General features: G+C 72.8%; 14 protein-coding genes. 5 read left to right on the top strand and 9 right to left on the bottom strand.

Going from position 1 to position 18,262, the window contains the following annotated elements; translation table 11 throughout:
- Positions 1-37: 37 nt before the first annotated feature.
- Entirely contained in the window at positions 38-1,762 is a 1,725-nt protein-coding gene (locus ABT034_RS10985; protein ID WP_351213758.1) for a DUF5691 domain-containing protein, read from the top strand.
- A gap of 110 nt (positions 1,763-1,872) precedes the next feature.
- Here the strand turns inward: ABT034_RS10985 and icmB are convergent, their stop codons facing one another.
- Positions 1,873-2,280, bottom strand: a complete 408-nt coding sequence (icmB, locus tag ABT034_RS10980) for a coenzyme B12-dependent isobutyryl CoA mutase small subunit (RefSeq protein ID WP_030549125.1) — start codon at positions 2,278-2,280, stop codon at positions 1,873-1,875.
- Between the two features lie 303 nt (positions 2,281-2,583).
- On the opposite strand from icmB, the gene ABT034_RS10975 reads away from it, so the two are divergent.
- Both ABT034_RS10975 and ABT034_RS10970 read left to right on the top strand, forming a co-directional pair.
- On the top strand, positions 2,584-3,375 hold the full coding sequence (locus ABT034_RS10975) for an esterase/lipase family protein (RefSeq protein ID WP_351213553.1): 792 nt from the start codon (positions 2,584-2,586) through the stop codon (positions 3,373-3,375).
- A gap of 219 nt (positions 3,376-3,594) precedes the next feature.
- Positions 3,595-5,259: a M23 family metallopeptidase gene (locus ABT034_RS10970; protein ID WP_502972867.1), complete on the top strand. Its 1,665-nt coding sequence runs from the start codon at positions 3,595-3,597 to the stop codon at positions 5,257-5,259.
- A gap of 84 nt (positions 5,260-5,343) precedes the next feature.
- Here ABT034_RS10970 and pcrA read toward each other — a convergent pair whose 3' ends face one another.
- On the bottom strand, positions 5,344-7,797 hold the full coding sequence (pcrA, locus tag ABT034_RS10965; RefSeq protein ID WP_351213549.1) for a DNA helicase PcrA: 2,454 nt from the start codon (positions 7,795-7,797) through the stop codon (positions 5,344-5,346).
- Between the two features lie 123 nt (positions 7,798-7,920).
- Positions 7,921-8,274: a hypothetical protein gene (locus tag ABT034_RS10960; protein WP_351213547.1), complete on the bottom strand. Its 354-nt coding sequence runs from the start codon at positions 8,272-8,274 to the stop codon at positions 7,921-7,923.
- A gap of 342 nt (positions 8,275-8,616) precedes the next feature.
- Here ABT034_RS10960 and ABT034_RS10955 point away from each other — a divergent pair, with 342 nt between their 5' ends.
- Positions 8,617-9,771 carry a C40 family peptidase gene (locus ABT034_RS10955; RefSeq protein ID WP_351213545.1) on the top strand — a complete coding sequence of 385 codons (1,155 nt, stop codon included), beginning with the start codon at positions 8,617-8,619 and terminating at the stop codon, positions 9,769-9,771.
- A gap of 54 nt (positions 9,772-9,825) precedes the next feature.
- Here ABT034_RS10955 and ABT034_RS10950 read toward each other — a convergent pair whose 3' ends face one another.
- Positions 9,826-10,554 (bottom strand): LuxR C-terminal-related transcriptional regulator, encoded by a 729-nt coding sequence (locus tag ABT034_RS10950; RefSeq protein ID WP_351213543.1) that lies wholly within the window; start codon positions 10,552-10,554, stop codon positions 9,826-9,828.
- Positions 10,551-11,813, bottom strand: coding sequence for a PspC domain-containing protein (locus ABT034_RS10945; protein ID WP_351213541.1), 1,263 nt, complete (start codon positions 11,811-11,813; stop codon positions 10,551-10,553). The genes ABT034_RS10950 and ABT034_RS10945 overlap by 4 nt, the downstream gene beginning before the upstream one ends.
- A 156-nt stretch (positions 11,814-11,969) precedes the next feature.
- On the opposite strand from ABT034_RS10945, the gene ABT034_RS10940 reads away from it, so the two are divergent.
- Complete coding sequence (locus tag ABT034_RS10940; RefSeq protein ID WP_351213539.1) at positions 11,970-13,313, top strand: PspC domain-containing protein; 1,344 nt, start codon at positions 11,970-11,972, stop codon at positions 13,311-13,313.
- Between the two features lie 156 nt (positions 13,314-13,469).
- Here the strand turns inward: ABT034_RS10940 and ABT034_RS10935 are convergent, their stop codons facing one another.
- The 4 genes from ABT034_RS10935 to guaA form a co-directional block, all read right to left on the bottom strand.
- Positions 13,470-14,078, bottom strand: a complete 609-nt coding sequence (locus ABT034_RS10935) for a DoxX family protein (RefSeq protein WP_351213537.1) — start codon at positions 14,076-14,078, stop codon at positions 13,470-13,472.
- A gap of 91 nt (positions 14,079-14,169) precedes the next feature.
- On the bottom strand, positions 14,170-15,411 hold the full coding sequence (locus ABT034_RS10930; RefSeq protein ID WP_502972866.1) for a hypothetical protein: 1,242 nt from the start codon (positions 15,409-15,411) through the stop codon (positions 14,170-14,172).
- A gap of 177 nt (positions 15,412-15,588) precedes the next feature.
- The gene (locus tag ABT034_RS10925; RefSeq protein WP_351213533.1) at positions 15,589-16,377 is read right to left on the bottom strand and encodes a class II aldolase/adducin family protein; all 789 of its coding nucleotides are present in this window, start codon (positions 16,375-16,377) and stop codon (positions 15,589-15,591) included.
- A gap of 105 nt (positions 16,378-16,482) precedes the next feature.
- Complete coding sequence (gene guaA, locus ABT034_RS10920) at positions 16,483-18,075, bottom strand: glutamine-hydrolyzing GMP synthase (protein WP_351213531.1); 1,593 nt, start codon at positions 18,073-18,075, stop codon at positions 16,483-16,485.
- Between the last annotated feature and the right edge of the window lie 187 nt (positions 18,076-18,262).

The following is an 18,262-nucleotide window of genomic DNA, read 5'->3' as shown; positions in this document are numbered from 1 at the left end:
CCAGCCCACGGCCCACGACCTGCCGACCGGAGGACCGATGGAGAAGGCCACGACGCCCGCCGCCACCGGTCCCGACGCCACCGTTCTCACCACCGCCGTTCCCGCCGTCGGCGGCAGCCCCGGTGCGGACGGCGTCTGGGAGGAGCTCGTCACCGCGGCACTGCTCGGTACGGACCGCAGGGCGCCCGCCTCGCTCTCCGGGGTGGCGGGCGCGGACCTCCCGGGCGCCCTGCTCGACGCCGCCGCGCTGCACACCGTACGACGCAGGGCGGGGCTGCGGCCCGGGCCCGCCGCGGCACCGCCGGAGCGTGCGCCCGACGACCCGCGCGGACCACTGCCCGAGGCGGCCAGGCGGCGGCTCGACCAGTTGCTCGCCGGCCGGACCGCGCCCTCGCCCGCCGGGCGGCGCGGGGCCGCTCCCGACCTCGCCGAACTGCTCCCGCAGTGGCTGACCCTCGCCAACGAGCGGGGGTACCGGGCCCCCGCCGCCGCCCTGCCCGCCCTCCTCGACGCGGCCCGGGCCCGCACCGACCTGCGGCCCCAGGCCCTGCGCCTCGCCGGGCCACGCGGTCTGTGGCTCGCCCGGCTCAACCCCGAGTGGAGGTTCGCCCTCCGGGGTGCGGGCGCGGGCGGCTCCCTCCCGGCCCCCGACGACCCGGAGGGGGTGCGGGCCCTGTGGGACGAGGGACTGTTCGCCGAGCGGGTCGCCCTGCTCGCGGCCGTACGGACGCACGACCCGGCGGCCGGGCTCGCCCTCCTCGCGTCCACGTGGTCCGCCGAGCGGGCGGAGGACCGGCTGATGTTCCTGGACTCGCTGCGCACCGCGCTCTCCGGCGCGGACGAGCCGTTCCTGGAGACGGCTCTCGGCGACCGCAGCCGTAACGTCCGGGCCACCGCCGCCGAGTTGCTCTCCGCCCTGCCGGCCTCGGCCCTCGCGGCCCGGATGGCGGGCCGGGCCGTCTCCTGCGTCGGCCTCGACCGGACGGCCCCGGCGCCGACGATCACCGTGGAGGCCCCGCACGAGTGCGACACGGCCATGCAGCGGGACGGTCTCACGGCGACGCCTCCGGCGGGGCGGGGCGAGCGGTCCTGGTGGCTCGGCCAGCTCGTCGAGGCCGCTCCGCTGTCCTGCTGGCCGCCCAGGTTCGGGGGGCGCGGCCCGGCGGAGATCGTGGCGCTGCCGGTCGCCGACGACTGGCAGGGCGAACTGCACGCGGCCTGGTGCCGGGCGGCCGTACGGCAGCGGGACGCGGCCTGGTCGCGCGCGCTGCTCGGCTCTCCCGCGATACCGCCCGCGACGGGCCCCGGCACCTCGTCGCTGGCCGAGCGGGCCCAGCTCCTGGCGACGCTGTCACCGGCCGAGCGTGCGCTCTGGGTCGCCTCGTTCATCGCGGCCCACGGCCTGTCGGAGGCGTTCCAGCTGCTCGGCGTCTGCGAAGTGCCGTGGGCTGAGCCGCTCGGAGGTGCGGTGATCGACGCCCTCGACATCGCGCGGGACGCGGGCAGTTACCCCTGGAGCTTCAGCGGGGTGATGGGGCTCGCGGAGCGCTGCCTCGCCCCGGAGGCGGCGCGGCAGCTGGAAGCCCTGACGGCCCGGCCGGACGAGGCGGAGGACACCTCGCCGGGCGCGGGAGGCTACTGGTCCGAGGCCTTCCAGCGCCTGGTCTCCACGCTCCGCCTGCGCGCGGCGATGAGAGCCGAACTCACGGAACCGCCGGCACCCCCGGGACCGCGAGCCCCCTCCGTACCGACGGCCCCCTGACACGGCGAAGGGCCCTCCCCGGTCGGGGGGAGGGCCCCCTGAAGGCGCAACGGCATGCCGTACGCACCGCACCCGGCGGCTGCGGACGACCCGCCGACCCGCGTCGCGCGCTACGCGGCCACGCGGACGTTCGCGTTCACCCAGTCGACGATGGACGTCGTCGTCGCACCCGGCGTGAAGATCTCGGCCACGCCCTTCTCCTTCAGCGGTGCGATGTCCGCGTCCGGGATGATGCCGCCGCCGAAGACCTTGATGTCCTCCGCGTCGCGGTCCTTGAGGAGCTCCAGGACCTTCACGAAGAGCGTGTTGTGCGCTCCGGAGAGGATCGAGAGGCCGATCGCGTCGGCATCCTCCTGGATCGCGGTGTCGACGATCTGCTCCGGCGTCTGGTGGAGCCCGGTGTAGATGACCTCCATGCCGGCGTCGCGGAGTGCTCGCGCGATCACCTTGGCTCCGCGATCGTGACCGTCGAGACCCGGCTTGGCGACCACCACGCGGATCGGACCGCTCACACCCATCACTGCCTCCACATGCGACCCCCGCGCCTGATTGCCGGGGAGGTGAACGAACGTTATCTCCAGCATCCCGCACCCGGCCGTTTCGCGGAGGCGAGCGAGGGGGAAATCACACGTGGGACATGTTCGCTCTGCGTCGGTCCCCGCTTTCGGGCCCTCCTCCTGGGCCCACCAGCCGCAAGCGGGGCCCGTCGCACAGGGAGCCGCGACGAGGTCCGCCGTGCCTCCGTGCCGCCGTCCGTGCGGCGCGGAGGCACGGCGCACCGGGGAGCCGTTCGGCCCCGCGCACCGTTCGGGAGGCCGGCCATGGAGTTCACCAAGGTCACCGCCCTGATGAGGGCCACCGCTCTGGAGCTCGCGATCCTCACCGGCCACCTCGTCCTGTACCCGTCCGGGATCGTGGCCGAGCGCCTCGCGCCCACCGTCCCTCCGGCCGCGATCACCCCTGGTCGGCGCCCGGTCGTCCTCCTGCACGGGCTCGTGGACAACCGTTCGGTCTTCGTCCTGCTCCGCCGCTCGCTCACCCGGCACGGCCGTCACTGTGTCGAGTCGCTCAACTACTCTCCGCTCACCTGCGACCTGCGGGCCGCCGCCGAGGAGCTCGGCCGCCGGGTGGACGAGATCCGCGCCCGTACGGGCCACGCCGAGGTCGACATCGTCGGACACAGCCTGGGCGGGTTGATCGCCCGTTATTACGTACAGCGTCTCGGCGGTGACAGCCGGGTGCGCACCCTGGTCATGCTCGGCACCCCGCACGCGGGCACCACCGTCGCCCCGCTCGCCGACGCGCACCCGCTGGTCCGGCAGATGCGCCCCGGTTCGGAGGTGCTGCGGGAGCTCGCCGGGCCCTCGCCCGGCTGCCGGACCCGGTTCGTCAGCTTCTGGAGCGACCTCGACCGGGTGATGGTGCCGGCGGAGACGGCCCGTCTCGACCACCCCGACCTTCTCGTGCACAACGTCCGCGTCAGCGGGATCGGCCATCTCGCGCTGCCCGTGCACCCGACGGTGGCCGTCGGGGTCCGGGAGGCCCTCGACGCGGGCGGGCCCGAGGCCCGGGCGGCCGGTGCGGAGGAGCCCGGTGCCAGCTCCGTCGCGTGACACTCCGACACCGTTTTTCGAACGTTCCTCGAACACAAGGCCAAAGCTCTGCCCGTGAGCTGGCGAAACACGGCCGATTGCCCGTTTCCTGCGGCCCCAAACCCTTCCGAAGATTGTCGGCTGCGCATACCGCCGGGTACAGTCGCGCCACTGCTTACCCCCGGGACACCCCTCGTCGGGACGCCCCGGACTGGTCCTGCTGCCGAGGCGAGAGAGACGTTGGTGAACGACCAGCACCCCCACGCCGGGTACGTCGGAGACGGCGCCCACTCCACCGGCAGTTTCGCCATCGACCCGCTGTTCGGCGCCTACGCCGACAACCCGGCCGACCACAGCGGCCAGTGGGACCTCGGCGGGTACGACGCCTCCGGCGCGTACGGGACGACGGGTCAGTACGACACCACGCGGTACGACGCCTCGCAGTACGGCACGACGGGCCAGTACGGCACCACCGCGCCGTACGAGACCACCGCGCCGCAGTACGACACGACCGGGCAGTACGACACGACCGGCCAGTGGAACACCGCCGGCCAGTCGGACGCCACCGGATCCTGGGACACCACCGGCGCCCACGCGGCCACCGGCACGTACGCCACGACGACCGGGACCTACGACACCACCCACGTCACCCCCTCGTACGACACCACCGGCCAGTGGGACGCCTCCGCCTGGACCGAGGCCCAGCACACCGCCCCGTACGAGACCGTCCACGCCGGCGCCTACGCCGCCCAGGGCACGTACGGCCACGAGGCCTACGACGCCACCGGCCAGTGGGCGGCCCCCGCCTTCGCGACCGACACCGGCGCCTTCGACGCGACCGCCTGGAACCAGACGGCCCCCGAGGCCGAGCCGGTCGTCCCCCACCAGTACGTGCCGCGGGCCGAGCACACCGCGGAGTTCGCGTTCGAGTACGTCCCCGAGACCGGGCCGGACGCCGCCGAGCTCCTCGCGGACGACGACGGCACCGAGGTCTCGTACGACCCCGCCGCCCCGGCCGCCGACGACCGGCACGACCGGCCCGACGACCTCGACCACCCCGGCGACCTCGACGACGAGCCCGCCGTCGAGGTCCGTACGGACTCCCCCGCCGCCGGACGCCCCGTGCGCCGCTCCTCCGGTGGCGGCCGCGGCCGCCGCCGTACCCCCGCCAAGCGGTCCGCGCTGCTGACCGTCGCCGTGCCCTCCGCCTGCGTCATGGGAGTGGCCGGCATCGCCGCCGCCTCCGTCGGCGGACTCACCGGAACCGGCACCGACGGCGGGCAGAAGGACGACAACACGACCTCGCTCGCCGCCGCCGACCCGGCCTCCGTGAAGCAGGTCGCCGCGAACAGCGCGCTCGACACCCAGCTCGCCGCGCTCAGCGCCGACGCCCGTGACTTCGGCGAACGCGCCAGCCGCACCCAGGAACGCATCGACCTCAAGGCCCGCCAGGCGGCCGAGAAGAAGAAGCGCGAGGAGGAAGCGGCCCGCAAGGAGGCGATGCGCCCCAAGTTCAGCCTGCCGGTGGAGCTCCACCGGCTCAGCGCGCGCTTCGGGCAGTCGGGCGTCAACTGGATGTCCGTGCACACCGGCATCGACTTCCCCGTGCAGACCGGTACGCCCGTGCGGGCGGCGACGGACGGCACCGTCCGCACCCAGATCAACAGTGCCTACGGCAACATGGTGATCGTGACCGCCCCGGACGGCACCGAGACCTGGTACTGCCACCTCAGCAGCGCCAAGTACCGCTCCGGCACCGTCAAGGCCGGCGACGTCATCGCGTATTCCGGCGACTCCGGCAACTCCACCGGCCCGCACCTCCACTTCGAGGTCCGGCCGGGCGGCGGTTACGCCATCGACCCGCTGGACTGGCTGCGCAGCCACGGCCTCGACCCGACCAACTGACCCGCGCGTAGGCGCAGTACGTACGGGAGAGGGCCCCGGCTTTTCGGCCGGGGCCCTCTCCCGTACGTACGACAGCCGCTCGCGCTACAGCTTCTCGACCGGCGCGTACCGCAGCAGCAGCCGCTTCGGCTTCTCGTCGCCGAAGTCGATCGTCGCCTGGGCGTCGGCGCCCGCGCCCGTCACCGTCATGACCGTACCGAGGCCGAACTGGTCGTGCGTGACCCGGTCGCCGACGTGGAGGGAGATCACCGGCTTCTCACCGGCGCGCCGGGTGGCGAAGCCCGAGGGGCCGGAGCGCGAGCGGGCGGAGGAAAGTGAGGAGGTGATCCCCGAGGTCGGGCCGGCGGGCTTCGCCATCGGACCGGTCCGCTTCCACTCCAGATACGTGGTCGGGATCTCCTCCAGGAAACGCGAGGCCGGGTTGTACGAGGGCTGCCCCCAGGCGCTGCGCATCGACGAGCGCGTCAGGTAGAGCCGCTCACGGGCGCGCGTGATGCCGACGTACGCCAGGCGCCGCTCCTCCTCCAGCTCCTTCGCCTGGCCGAGGGCGCGCATGTGCGGGAAGACGCCGTCCTCCATGCCGGTGAGGAAGACCACCGGGAATTCGAGGCCCTTGGCGGTGTGCAGCGTCATCAGGGTGATGACGCCCCTGCCCTCCTCGTCCTCGTCCGGGATCTGGTCGGAGTCGGCGACGAGCGCGACCTTCTCCAGGAACTCCGCGAGGGTCGCGGGCTCCTCTCCGCGCTCCTGCTCGAACTCGAGGGCGACGGCCGCGAGTTCCTGGAGGTTCTCGATCCGGGTCTCGTCCTGCGGGTCGGTCGAGGCCTGGAGCTCGGCCAGATAGCCCGTGCGCTCCAGGACCGCCTCCAGGACGACGGCGGGTCCCGCGCCGGACTCGACGACGGTCCGCAGCTCGTCCATGAGGGCGTTGAAACGCTTGACGGCGTTCGCCGAGCGGGCGGCCATGCCGTACGCCTCGTCGACCCGCTTGAGGGCCTGCGGGAAGGTGATCTTCTCGCGGAGCGAGAGGGCGTCGATCATCGCCTCGGCGCGGTCGCCGATGCCCCGCTTGGGGACGTTGAGGATGCGGCGCAGCGGGACGTTGTCCTCGGGGTTGGCGAGGACACGCAGGTACGCGAGGACGTCCCGGACCTCCTTGCGCTCGTAGAAGCGCACTCCGCCGACGACCTTGTAGGGCAGTCCGACGCGGATGAAGATCTCCTCGAAGACACGGGACTGGGCGTTGGTCCGGTAGAAGACGGCGACGTCCCCGGCCTTGGCCTCGCCCGCGTCCGTCAGCCGGTCGATCTCGTCGGCGACGAACTGGGCCTCGTCGTGCTCGGTGTCGGCGACGTAGCCGGTGATCTGCGCGCCCGCCCCCGCGTTCGTCCACAGGTTCTTGGGGCGGCGGGACTCGTTGCGCTCGATGACGGCGTTGGCCGCGGAGAGGATGGTCTGGGTGGAGCGGTAGTTCTGCTCCAGGAGGATCGTGGTCGCGTCGGGGTAGTCCTCCTCGAACTGGAGGATGTTGCGGATGGTCGCGCCGCGGAAGGCGTAGATCGACTGGTCGGCGTCACCGACGACGCACAGCTCGGCCGGCCCGAGGTCCTCGTAGCCGGTCCCGACGAGCTCCCGTACGAGGGTGTACTGGGCGTGGTTGGTGTCCTGGTACTCGTCGACGAGGACGTGGCGGAAGCGGCGGCGGTAGTGCTCGGCGACGTCGGGGAACGCCTGGAGCAGGTGGACCGTCGTCATGATGATGTCGTCGAAGTCCAGGGCGTTGGCCTCACGCAGCCGTGCCTGGTACATCCGGTACGCCTCGGCGAGCGTCTTCTCGAAGCCGTCGACGGCCTGGTCGGCGAAGGTCTCCTCGTCGATCAGCTCGTTCTTGAGGTTCGAGATCTTGGCGCTGAACGACTTCGGCGGGAACTTCTTCGGGTCGAGGTCCAGGTCGCGGCAGACCAGGGACATCAGCCGCTTGGAGTCGGCGGCGTCGTAGATCGAGAAGGACGAGGTGAAGCCGAGCCTCTTCGACTCGCGGCGCAGGATGCGGACGCAGGCGCTGTGGAAGGTCATGACCCACATCGCGTTCGCCCGCGGTCCGACGAGCTGCTCGACGCGCTCCTTCATCTCGCCGGCGGCCTTGTTCGTGAAGGTGATCGCCAGTATCTGGCCGGGGTGCACGTGCCGCGTGCCCAGGAGGTGGGCGATGCGGTGGGTGAGCACCCGGGTCTTGCCGGAGCCGGCGCCCGCGACGATGAGCAGCGGGGTGTCGGTGTGGACGACGGCGGCGCGCTGCTGCTCGTTCAGCCCCTCCAGGAGCGCGGCTGCGTCCACGACGGGGCGGGGGGCGCCGTCGCGGTAGTACGCGTCCCGGGCGGGCGGGGGCACGTCGAAGTGCTCCCCGAAGAGGTCGTGCGGGACCTCCTCCGCGGCCGGGGAGCCGTGGTGGTCGTCCTCGGGGTGGGGCGGGGGCTCCTCCGAGGAGTGGTTCATCTGGAGACCGGCCAGGAAGCTGTCGTCAAAGAGGCTGCTCATCGCCTCACGAGTCTAGGACGCCCCACCGACATCCGGGCCCGCCTTCGGGGTCCCGCCTTCCTCAGGGGGCTGCGGAACCGGTCACACCCGAGGGGGCCGCGGCCGCCGCGGGGGTGCCGCTCGTCACGTCCAGAGGGTCGCGATGAAGATGTTCGCCGTGGTCAGAGCGCCGACGGCGGCGAAGAGGCCCTTGTCGACCTTCTCCTCGTCCCGCTTGACGTAGACGAGGCCGAGGACGACGACGAGCACCGCCAGCTTGACGCCGATCTTGATGTTGTTCACGGTCTGGTCGTCCGCCTGGTTCAGGCCGACGAGCGCGACGCCCGTGATCAGCATGACCAGCGCGCCGTGCAGCATCGCGGGGGTGAAGCGGGCCGTACCGGCTCCCATCGCCTTCATCTGGGTGAGGAACCCGCCGAGGAGGGAGGCGATACCGATGATGTGCAGGGCGACGAAGACATTGATGAGTACGTCCATGAGGCGGAGCCTAACCGGGGCCTTAGCACCGCTGTCGGGCCGGGTCCAGCCGCTCCGGCACTTCGGTCGGTCCACCGCCGAAATGTCTCCCGGTCCGCCTCCCCCGACGAACGTGACCGGTCCCGGTCCGTCAACTCCCGCCAATAGCGGTCAACTCACCGTCCGGGCGTGACCCCAGGTTTAGCGTCCTTCACCAGGTGGCCGGCTCCCCACCACCGCCGGCGCTCCGGCGGTCGTCGGTCACCCCCGCCGAGAAAACCCGGCGGCGGTCCGTCTCCCCTGTGCGGCCCGCCGCCGGCCCGGTGGGCCCGTTCCCCCAGGCAGAGGATGTGACCCGCCCTCGTGGCAGCACACCGAAAACCCAAGCAGTCGCCCCTCGGTGGTCAGGCGGTCCGCACCGCCGCCACCCTCGCCCTCGCCTCCGCCGCGACGGCGACGCTCTTCGAGGGGGCCGGGCACGCGGAGCCCCAGCCGACCACCGCCCAGGTCAAGGCGAAGGTCGACCGGCTGTACCAGGAGGCCGAGGTCGCGACGGAGCGGTACAACGGGGCCAAGGAGAAGGCGGACGAGGCCCGCGCCGCGTTCGACCGGCTGCGCGACGAGGCCGCCCGCAGGACCCAGCGGCTCAACACCGCGCGGGCCGGGCTCGGGGCCGTGGCCACCGCCCAGTACCGGTCCGGAGGCCTCGACCCCGCGGTACAGCTCGCCCTCACCTCCGACCCCGACGACTACCTGGAGCGGGCCGCGCTCGCCGAGAGGGCCGGCGACCGGCAGACCGCCACGATCAACGCCGTACGCCGCGAGCTCGCCGTGATCCGGCAGCTGCGCGGGGAGTCGGAGGGACGCCTCACCGCGCTGCGGGGACACGAGGCGGAACTGCGACGGCAGAAGGCGGCCGTGGTCGGCAAGCTCCAGGCCGCGCGGACCCTGCTCGCCCGCCTGACCGCGGAGGAACGGGCCCGGTACGAGGCCGCCGCGACGGCCGACCGGGACGGCTCCGGCACCTCGTCGGGGAACGGTGGCACGGCGAGGTACGGCACCTCGTCGGGGAACGGCGGCACCGTCGGTACGACCGCTTCCGGCGGCTCCTCCCCCGCACGGGCCGACCGCTCCTCCGGGGGCGACCGCGGAGCGGTGACCGCCCCGAACGCACGGGCCGCCGAGGCCATCTCCTTCGCCCGCGCCCAGCTCGGCAAGCCGTACGTGTGGGGGGCGACGGGCCCCTCCGGATACGACTGCTCGGGCCTCACCCAGGCGTCCTGGCGCGCGGCCGGCGTCTCCCTGCCCCGCACCACGTACACCCAGATCAACGCCGGAACACGCGTCTCCCGCTCCCAGCTCGCCCCCGGTGACCTGGTCTTCTTCTACTCCGGGATCAGCCACGTCGGGCTCTACATCGGCGGCGGCCAGATGATCCACGCCCCCCGACCGGGCGCCCCGATCCGGGTCGCCCCGATCGACGAGATGCCCTTCGCCGGAGCGACCCGGGTGGGCTGAGGGCCCGCTTCATCCGGTCCGCACCCTCCGGCGGGCTCAGACCAGGCGGCGGGCTCAGACCAGGCGGCGGGCGGTGGCCCAGCGGGTCAGCTCGTGGCGGTTGGAGAGCTGGAGCTTCCGCAGCACCGCCGAGACGTGCGACTCGACCGTCTTCACCGAGATGTAGAGCTGCTTGGCGATCTCCTTGTACGCGTACCCCCGGGCGATCAGCCGCAGCACCTCCCGCTCCCGCTGGGTCAGCCGGTCCAGGTCCTCGTCCACCGGGGGCGCGTCCGTCGAGGCGAAGGCGTCCAGGACGAACCCGGCGAGCCGGGGCGAGAAGACGGCGTCGCCCTCCTGGACCCGGAAGACCGAGTCCACCAGATCGGTGCCGGTGATCGTCTTGGTGACGTAGCCCCGGGCACCGCCCCGGATCACGCCGATCACGTCCTCCGCCGCGTCCGAGACCGACAGGGCCAGGAAGCGGACCGGATCCTCCGGCGCGCTCATCAGGCTCGCGCAGCGCCGCAGCACCTCCACCCCGCCGCCGCCCGGAAGGTGCACGTCGAGGAGGACGACCTCGGGGCGGGTGGCCGTGATGACGGTGACCGCCTGGTCGACGTCGGCGGCCTCGCCGACCACCTCGACGCCGGTGACCTCGGTCCTGCCGATCTCGGCCTGCACACCCGTGCGGAACATCCGGTGGTCGTCGACGAGCACCACCCGCACCCGGCGCTCCGTGCCCGCCGCCCCCGCCCCGGTCCCGGTCGCTGCCCCGGTCGCTGCCCCGGTCTCGTCGCTCATCCGTCCGCCCTCTCCATCTCAAGCTCCACTTCGGTGCCCCCGCCCGGCACGGACCGCAGCCGGGCGGTGCCGCCGTTGCGCTGCATCCGGCCGATGATCGATTCTCGTACGCCCATCCTGTCCTCGGGCACCGCGTCCAGGTCGAAGCCCGGTCCCCGGTCCCGCACCGAGACGAAGACGGTGCTGCCCTCCACCTCGGCGTACACCTGCACGGCCCCGCCCTCGCCACCGTACTTGGCGGCGTTGACCATCGCCTCGCGTGCGGCCTGCATCTGCGCGACCAGCCCGTCGTCGAGCGGGCAGTCGCCGACGACGACCACTTCGAGGGGGACTCCGTGCTTGTCCTCGACCTCGGCCGCGGCCTTCTTCACCGCCTCGGCGAGGGTGTCGGGCTCCTCGTCCCTGCCGGTGCCCTCGGGCTTGTACAGCCAGTTCCGCAGCTCCCGCTCCTGGGCGCGGGCGAGGCGGCGGACCTCGCTGGCGTCGTCGGCGTTGCGCTGGATCAGGGTCAGGGTGTGCAGCACGGAGTCGTGGACGTGGGCCGCGACCTCGGCTCGCTCCTGGGCGCGGATGCGCATGGTCCGCTCCTCCGTGAGGTCCTGCGACATCCGGACCAGCCACGGGCCGGCGAGCAGGGCTATCCCGGTGAGCACCGCGACGGCGGCGGTGAGGGCCGTGCCGAGCTGGGCGACGGAGCCTCGGACCACCATGAAGACCGCGAGGCCCGTGCCGACCAGGGCGACGCCGACGAGTCCGCGGACGAGATGGAAGGCGCGGCCGCGACCTCCCGCGTCGCTCCAGCTGGCCCTGCGCGCGTTGTCCGCCTGCCGCCAGACCAGGACGACGCCGACGCAGATCAATATGCCCGGCCAGACGTACCGTCCGGTCCCGTTGTCGACACTGATGTTGCCGACGACGACGGCGCCGCCGATCGCGAGGGCTATCAGGGCGAAGACCTGTCCCCGGTCGGGCTTGCGCAGTCTGCGGCGTCCGTCCGGGGTGGTCTCGAAGACGGGGCGCGGGGCCGTCCGGCCGCCGACGCCCAGCGGGACGACGATCCAGAAGGCCGCGTAGAGCAGGACTCCCAGGCCGTCCGTGAAGGAGAGGACAACGAAGATCACTCGCACCCAGACGACCGGCAGGCCGAGGTGTCCGGCGAGGCCGCGGGCGACACCGCCGAGCCACCGCCCGTCGGCGCTCCGGTAGAGCCTGCGCACGGGCGGTTCGTCGGTCTCGGTGACACGAGCGGCTGCGGACATGCACTGATCGTCACACGTTCGGCCCGCCCGGGACATCAGGGTCTGCCCTGAGATCGTCCCTGGTACGGCCTCGGGGAGGGAGGGGTACCGAATATCAGGGTCGGGCCAGGGTCGGACCCGGTGCCGCTCGGCGTCACGGGCCGTCACCATGGAGGCATGACGAGTTCGATGCCTTCGCAGCACGAGGCCCCGCCGGCGGCGGAGGCCGTCACCGCCACGCCCCTGCGGCGCTCGCGCGGCAGCAAGGTCGTGGGCGGTGTCTGCGGCGGCCTCGGACGGCACTTCGACCTCGACCCGGTGATCTTCCGGGTGGCGGTCGGCCTGCTCGCGGTGCCGGGCGGCCTCGGGCTGATCTTCTACGGCTTCGCCTGGCTGCTGATGCCGCTCGCGGGAGAGGAGAGCGAGGGGCGCAGGCTGATGACCGGCCGGGTCTCCGGCTCTTCCCTCGCCGCCGTGCTGATGGCCCTGGTGGGCTGCGGAATCTTCCTGTCGATGCTGCACAGCGGGTCGATGCTGGGGTCCGCGCTCCTGGTGGCGTTCACGGTGTGCGCGGCGGCGGTCTGGTCGCGGCGCCGGCAGGCGGGAGCGGTGGAGCCGGAGGGCCGGGTGGAATCGGCCGCCGCCGCCCTGGCGGTCGCCGAGGCCCCGCCCGAGACCAAGGCGCCGCCGCTGGTCGAGTACCCCTCGTGGTGGAAGGACCCGATAGTCAAGGACGGGTCGACGGGCAGGGTGGCCGTCGGCTACCTGTGGGGGCCGCACGGCGTCCTGGACAAGGACGGCCGGGTGGGCGGCGAGGTCCCGAAGCCCGGCAGCCAGTGGGGCCCCGGCCCCTCGGCCAGCGGGCGCCCCAAGCCCTCGGTGCGGCGGAGCCCGCTCTCCATCGGCGGCCTCGTGTATCTGCTCGCCATGGTCGCCGCCGTGGTCGGCACCTCGCTGACCTGGGACACCCAGCCGCTCGGCACGAGCCTGCAGACCGGTCTCGTCGCCGCTCTCGCGGTGTTCGGTCTCGGTCTGGTCGTCAGCAGCTTCCTCGGCCGGACCGGGTTCGGCACGATCTTCCACACCGTGATCACGGCGGGCCTGCTCGCGCTGGCCACGGCCCTGCCCGACCGGATCTCCACGGAGTGGATCCGCGAGACATGGAAGCCGACGGCCGTCACCGCCGTGCAGCCCCGCTACGAGGTGGGCACCGGGGTCGGCACCCTCGATCTGTCCCGGCTCCCGGTCCCGGCGGGCACGACCGTCTCGACCGAGGCCGAGGTGGGCGCCGGGCAGCTCAAGGTGATCGTCCCGAAGGACGCGGTCGTGAAACTGCGGGCCGAGGTGGGACTCGGTGATCTGCAGCTGCCGGGCCAGCCCCCCAACGACATCGACATCGCGCCCGACCGCGACGAGACCCGCACACTCACCCCGCCGGCCGGGACCACCCCGGCGGGCACCCTGGACCTCTCGCTCCAGGTCGGCATCGGACAGGTGGAGGTCACCCGTGCTGCTTCATGAGTTCCGCCCGGGCCGGCTGCTCGCCGGCCTCACCGCCCTCGCCCTGGCCGCCGTGTACGCGGGGGACGCCACCGGGGCCTGGACGACGCCGTGGTACGTGGTGGTCCCCGTGCTCTGCGGCGGTCTGGGCACGGCCGGCCTCGCGAGCTGGGTCGCCTATCGAATACGGCGCCGCTCGGCGAGGAGCCGGTCCAGCGACAGCACGGACGCCCCGGCCAGCAGCAGCGGAAGCCAGGCCATCAGATAGGCGAGGTCGTTGCCGAGGTAGTACGGCTGCACCTGCCAGCTCACGGTCAGCCAGAGGCTCAGCGAGATCAGCGCGCCCCCGAGGGCCGCCAGGCGCGCGAAGAGGCCGAGCAGGGTTCCGATCCCGACGACGAGCTCTCCGAGGGAGATGGCGTATCCGAAGCCGGCGGGGTTCCTGAGGGCGAGGTCGACGAGGGCGGGGACGGCCGAGGAGTCCCGGACACCGCGCATCGTCTCCCCGATGGAGCCGCTGCCGGTGTCGGCGAGGAAGGCGGAGTCGGTGAGCTTGTCGAGGCCGGCGTAGACGAAGGTGATGCCGAGGAAGAGGCGGAGCGGAAGGAGGGCGTAGCGGGAGGCGATCGGCTTCCACCGGTCGAGGACGGTCTTCCACCGGGCGAGGACGGCCCTGCCCCGGTCGAGGAGGCTCCCTCCCTCGGCAGGGCGGCCGGTGGTGCCGGTGGCACCGGTGGCCTCAGGGCCGTCGCCCGTGTCGTCGGGCCGGTTCGCCTGTCCCGTCATCGTCGGTCACCTCTCCACGCCCCGTACGGCTGCTCGCGCAACGATTCTCCTCGCACCTCCGCTCCGGGGATACGGGAAGGGGGCCGGACGCTCAGTCCATGACGTCGATCGTGACCCGGTTGGTCTCGACACCCGCCGCCGTGACGACCGAGACCTCCACCCGGCCCGGTTCCACGTCCGCCGGGAGGGGGACGGTCAGAGCGGTGTCGGTGGGGTTGGCGAAGCCGCCCGGGACCGGGACCAGCGGCACATGGGCGTGGACGGGGCCGATGCGGACCACGAGCCGGGTCAGGGGGTCGGGGGCGCCGGCGCCGGGCGGGACGAAGCCGCAGCCGCGGATCTCGATGTCGTCGCCCGTGCGGATCGGGGCGTCGAGGTCGCCCGCCTCACGGGACCGGACGACGGAGTGGATCGTGGGGCGGACGCCCTCGGTGCACTTCGCGGCGAGGTGCCAGGCCGCCGAGACGCCGATGAGGAGCACGAGGGACCAGGGCACCTCGGGGAGCCCCGCGGGGTGGCGGCTGAGTGCGACGGCCGCAAGGACCAGGACGGAACCGGAGACGAGGAGGTACTGGACGTCGGCGAGGCTCGCCCGGCCGCTGTCGTCGCACAGCAGGTCGGCTGCGCGCGGGCGGTCGGCGCGCACCTTCTGGAGGCGGCGGGCCGCGATGCCCACCGCGACGACGAGGCGGGCCGTGACGGTGACGGCCGACACCACGGCGAGGACGGTCAGCAGGCCGGCGGCCCGGGCCAGACCGAAGGCGGCGGCGTCGGGCGTCAGGAGGGACAGGCAGGCCAGGAAGAGGAGGGTGTAGCCGAGGAACAGGAGCCAGGCGGCGGCGACGGCACGGGTGGTGGAGAGCCGGTTGTCCTCGCCGATCAGAGGGGCGAGGAGGCCGCCGCGGGAGCGGTGGGCGTGGGCGGCGGCGCTGAGGAGGAGGGCGAGGACGAGGGCGGTGCAGAGGCCGGCCGTGCGGGTGGTGGTCCAGCCGGTCCCGATCGCGGTGAGGGCCTGGCCGAGGAGGAGGGCGAGGACGGCGCCCCAGACGGCGCCGAGGCCCCCGCGCCGTACCCGGTCGAGCCAGGCGGCACCCGCCCCCCGGCCGCGTACGGTCACCGCGCGGGCGGACTGGGCGAGCTCGTCGGAGACCCACTGGCGGGCGGCGACCGGGGAGTGGGCGACGGCCGCGGGGACGCCGTGTCCGGCGGCGAGTTCGTCGCGCCGGGCGAGGAAGGCCGCGACCGCGCGCCGGTGGCCGGTCCGTCCGCAGTGGGCGCAGCCGGCACAGGCCGTCGCGTGCTCGCCGTACTGTCTCGCCTCTTGAACCGCCACGGTGCTCACTTCCCGAGCTCACTTCACGACATGTACCGGTGCGGCCCGGAGGGTCAACCAGCGTTGTATTCCAGGGAATTGTGTCGCACCGGCGGCTTCCGCGCCTGCCGCGTGCGCCCCGCCGGAGAGTGATTGCCGCGCCATCTCATTGACGTACAGAAGGGTGAAGCGATGGTGTTACGACAGGAGTTCGGGCTCCGCTCGGCTGATCCTGCGCCACAGGGGCTGGTAGTTGATCCAGGCGACGAGGTCGCCGCCGAGCTGTTCGCGGGTGGCGACGGCCTCGCGGTGGTCGATCAGGACCGGTTTGCCGGCCGCCCGCGCGGCCAGCTGAATCTGGGCGCAGCGTTCCAGGGCGATGAACCACCAGGCCGCCGCGTCGACGGAGGTGCCGACGGTGAGCACGCCGTGGTTGCGGAGCACGATCGCCTTGAGGGCGCCGAGGGCGACGGCGATCCGGCGGCTCTCCTCGGCGTCCACGGTGACGCCGGTGTAGGCGTCGTAGAGGGCGTGGTCCTGGTAGAAGGCGCAGGCCTCCTGGGTGATCGGGTCGAGGAGTTCGCCGAGCGCGGCCAGGGCCCTTCCGTGGAGGGAGTGGGTGTGGGCGACGGCGACGACGTCGGGCCGGGCCCGGTGGACCTGGGCGTGCACGGTGAACGCGGCCTGGTTCACGTGGCGGCCGCCGCGGAGGACCTGCCCGTCGCCGTCGACCAGGATGAGGTCGCTCGCGGTCAGCTCCTCGAACGGCGCCCCGAAGGGGTTCACCCAGAAGCAGTCGGGGTGCTCGGGGTCGCGGGCGGTGATGTGGCCCGAGACGCCCTCCTCGTACCCGAACCGTCCGAAGAGGCGGAGAGCGCCCGCGAGCCGCTGTCTGCGGTGGACGCGTTCCTCCTCGACCGTCGCGTGGACGGGCGGCAGGGCGAAGTGGAGCCGGTCGACGGGGACGGGGTCGGGTATCACGCTCATGCGCCGGAAGGTAACGCCCGGTCGGGCAAGTCACCAGAGCCCGGACACGACGAAGCCGCCGCCCCGGAACGCCGGGGCGGCGGCCTCAGACACCCGCGGGAGCGACTACTCCCACTCGATGGTGCCCGGCGGCTTGCTGGTGACGTCGAGGACGACTCGGTTGACGTCCGCGACCTCGTTGGTGATGCGGGTGGAGATCTTGGCGAGCACCTCGTACGGCAGGCGCGACCAGTCGGCCGTCATGGCGTCCTCGGAGGAGACGGGGCGCAGCACGATCGGGTGACCGTAGGTGCGGCCGTCGCCCTGGACGCCCACGGAGCGGACGTCGGCGAGGAGGACGACGGGGCACTGCCAGATCTCGCGGTCGAGGCCGGCCGCGGTGAGCTCCTCGCGGGCGATGGCGTCGGCCTCGCGCAGCAGGTCCAGGCGCTCCTTGGTGACCTCGCCCACGATGCGGATGCCGAGGCCGGGGCCGGGGAACGGCTGGCGCTGGACGATCTCCTCGGGCAGGCCGAGCTCCTGGCCGACCATGCGGACCTCGTCCTTGAAGAGCTGCCGCAGCGGCTCGACGAGCTCGAACTCGATGTCGTCGGGGAGGCCGCCCACGTTGTGGTGGGACTTGATGTTGGCGGTGCCGGTGCCGCCGCCGGACTCGACGATGTCCGGGTAGAGCGTGCCCTGGACGAGGAACGCGACCTCGGGGCCCTCTTCCTGGAGGATCTCCAGCTGCGCCTGCTCGAAGACGCGGATGAACTCGCGGCCGATGATCTTCCGCTTGGTCTCGGGGTCGGAGACCCCGGCGAGGGCGGTGAGGAACCGCTCCTGCGCGTCGACGACCTTGAGGTTGACGCCGGTGGAGGCGACGAAGTCCTTCTCGACCTGCTCGGTCTCGCCCTTGCGCATGAGGCCGTGGTCGACGTACACGCAGGTGAGCTGCGAGCCGATGGCCTTCTGGACGAGCGCGGCGGCCACGGCGGAGTCGACCCCGCCGGAGAGGCCGCAGACGGCGCGCTTGTCGCCGACCTGGGCGCGGATGGCCGCGACCTGCTCCTCGATCACGTTGCCCGTGGTCCAGCTCGGCTCGAGGCCGGCGCCGCGGTAGAGGAAGTGCTCCAGGATCTGCTGGCCGTGCGTGGAGTGCAGCACCTCGGGGTGGTACTGGACGCCGTACAGCTTCTTCTCGTCGTTCTCGAAGGCGGCGACCGGTACGACGTCGGTGGACGCGGTGACGGAGAAGCCCTCGGGGGCGGCGGAGCAGGCGTCGCCGTGCGACATCCACACGGGCTGCTCGACCGGGGTGCCCTCGAAGAGGGTGGAGCCGGCCTTGGAGACGTGCAGCTGGGTCCGGCCGTACTCGCGGGCGCCGGTGTTGTCGACGGTGCCGCCGAGGGTCGTCGCCATCAGCTGGAAGCCGTAGCACATACCGAAGACGGGGACACCCGCCTCGAAGATCGCGCGGTCGAGACGGGGGGCGCCCTCCGCGTACACGGAGGACGGGCCGCCGGAGAGGATGATCGCCTTCGGGTTCTTGGCCAGCATCTCGGCCACCGGCATGGTGGACGGGACGATCTCGCTGTAGACCCGGGCCTCACGGACACGGCGGGCGATGAGCTGGGCGTACTGGGCGCCGAAGTCGACAACGAGGACTACGTCCGGGTTGGAGACGTCGGGCGCGGCAGCGGGAGTCGCTGATGACACTACGGCGGCCTTCCGGCGGTAGGGAGGGTCCCCCGAGAGAGGGGAGGCTATATGTCGATTCTACCGGCGCGCCGGTGACGCTTTTCGTCTCACCATCCGAACCCGGTTTGGCTCCGGCTCGGCCGCCGGGTCCATACTGTCGCCATGCGCAAGCTCACGACCTTCGTCTTTACCTATGGCAACCGGC

Origin of the sequence: Streptomyces sp. NPDC002773 (genome assembly GCF_040295605.1) — a bacterium.
Taxonomy (GTDB): domain Bacteria; phylum Actinomycetota; class Actinomycetes; order Streptomycetales; family Streptomycetaceae; genus Streptomyces.
The sequence above is the reverse complement of the archived record's forward strand: the minus strand, read 5'-3'. Positions and strand labels throughout refer to the sequence as shown.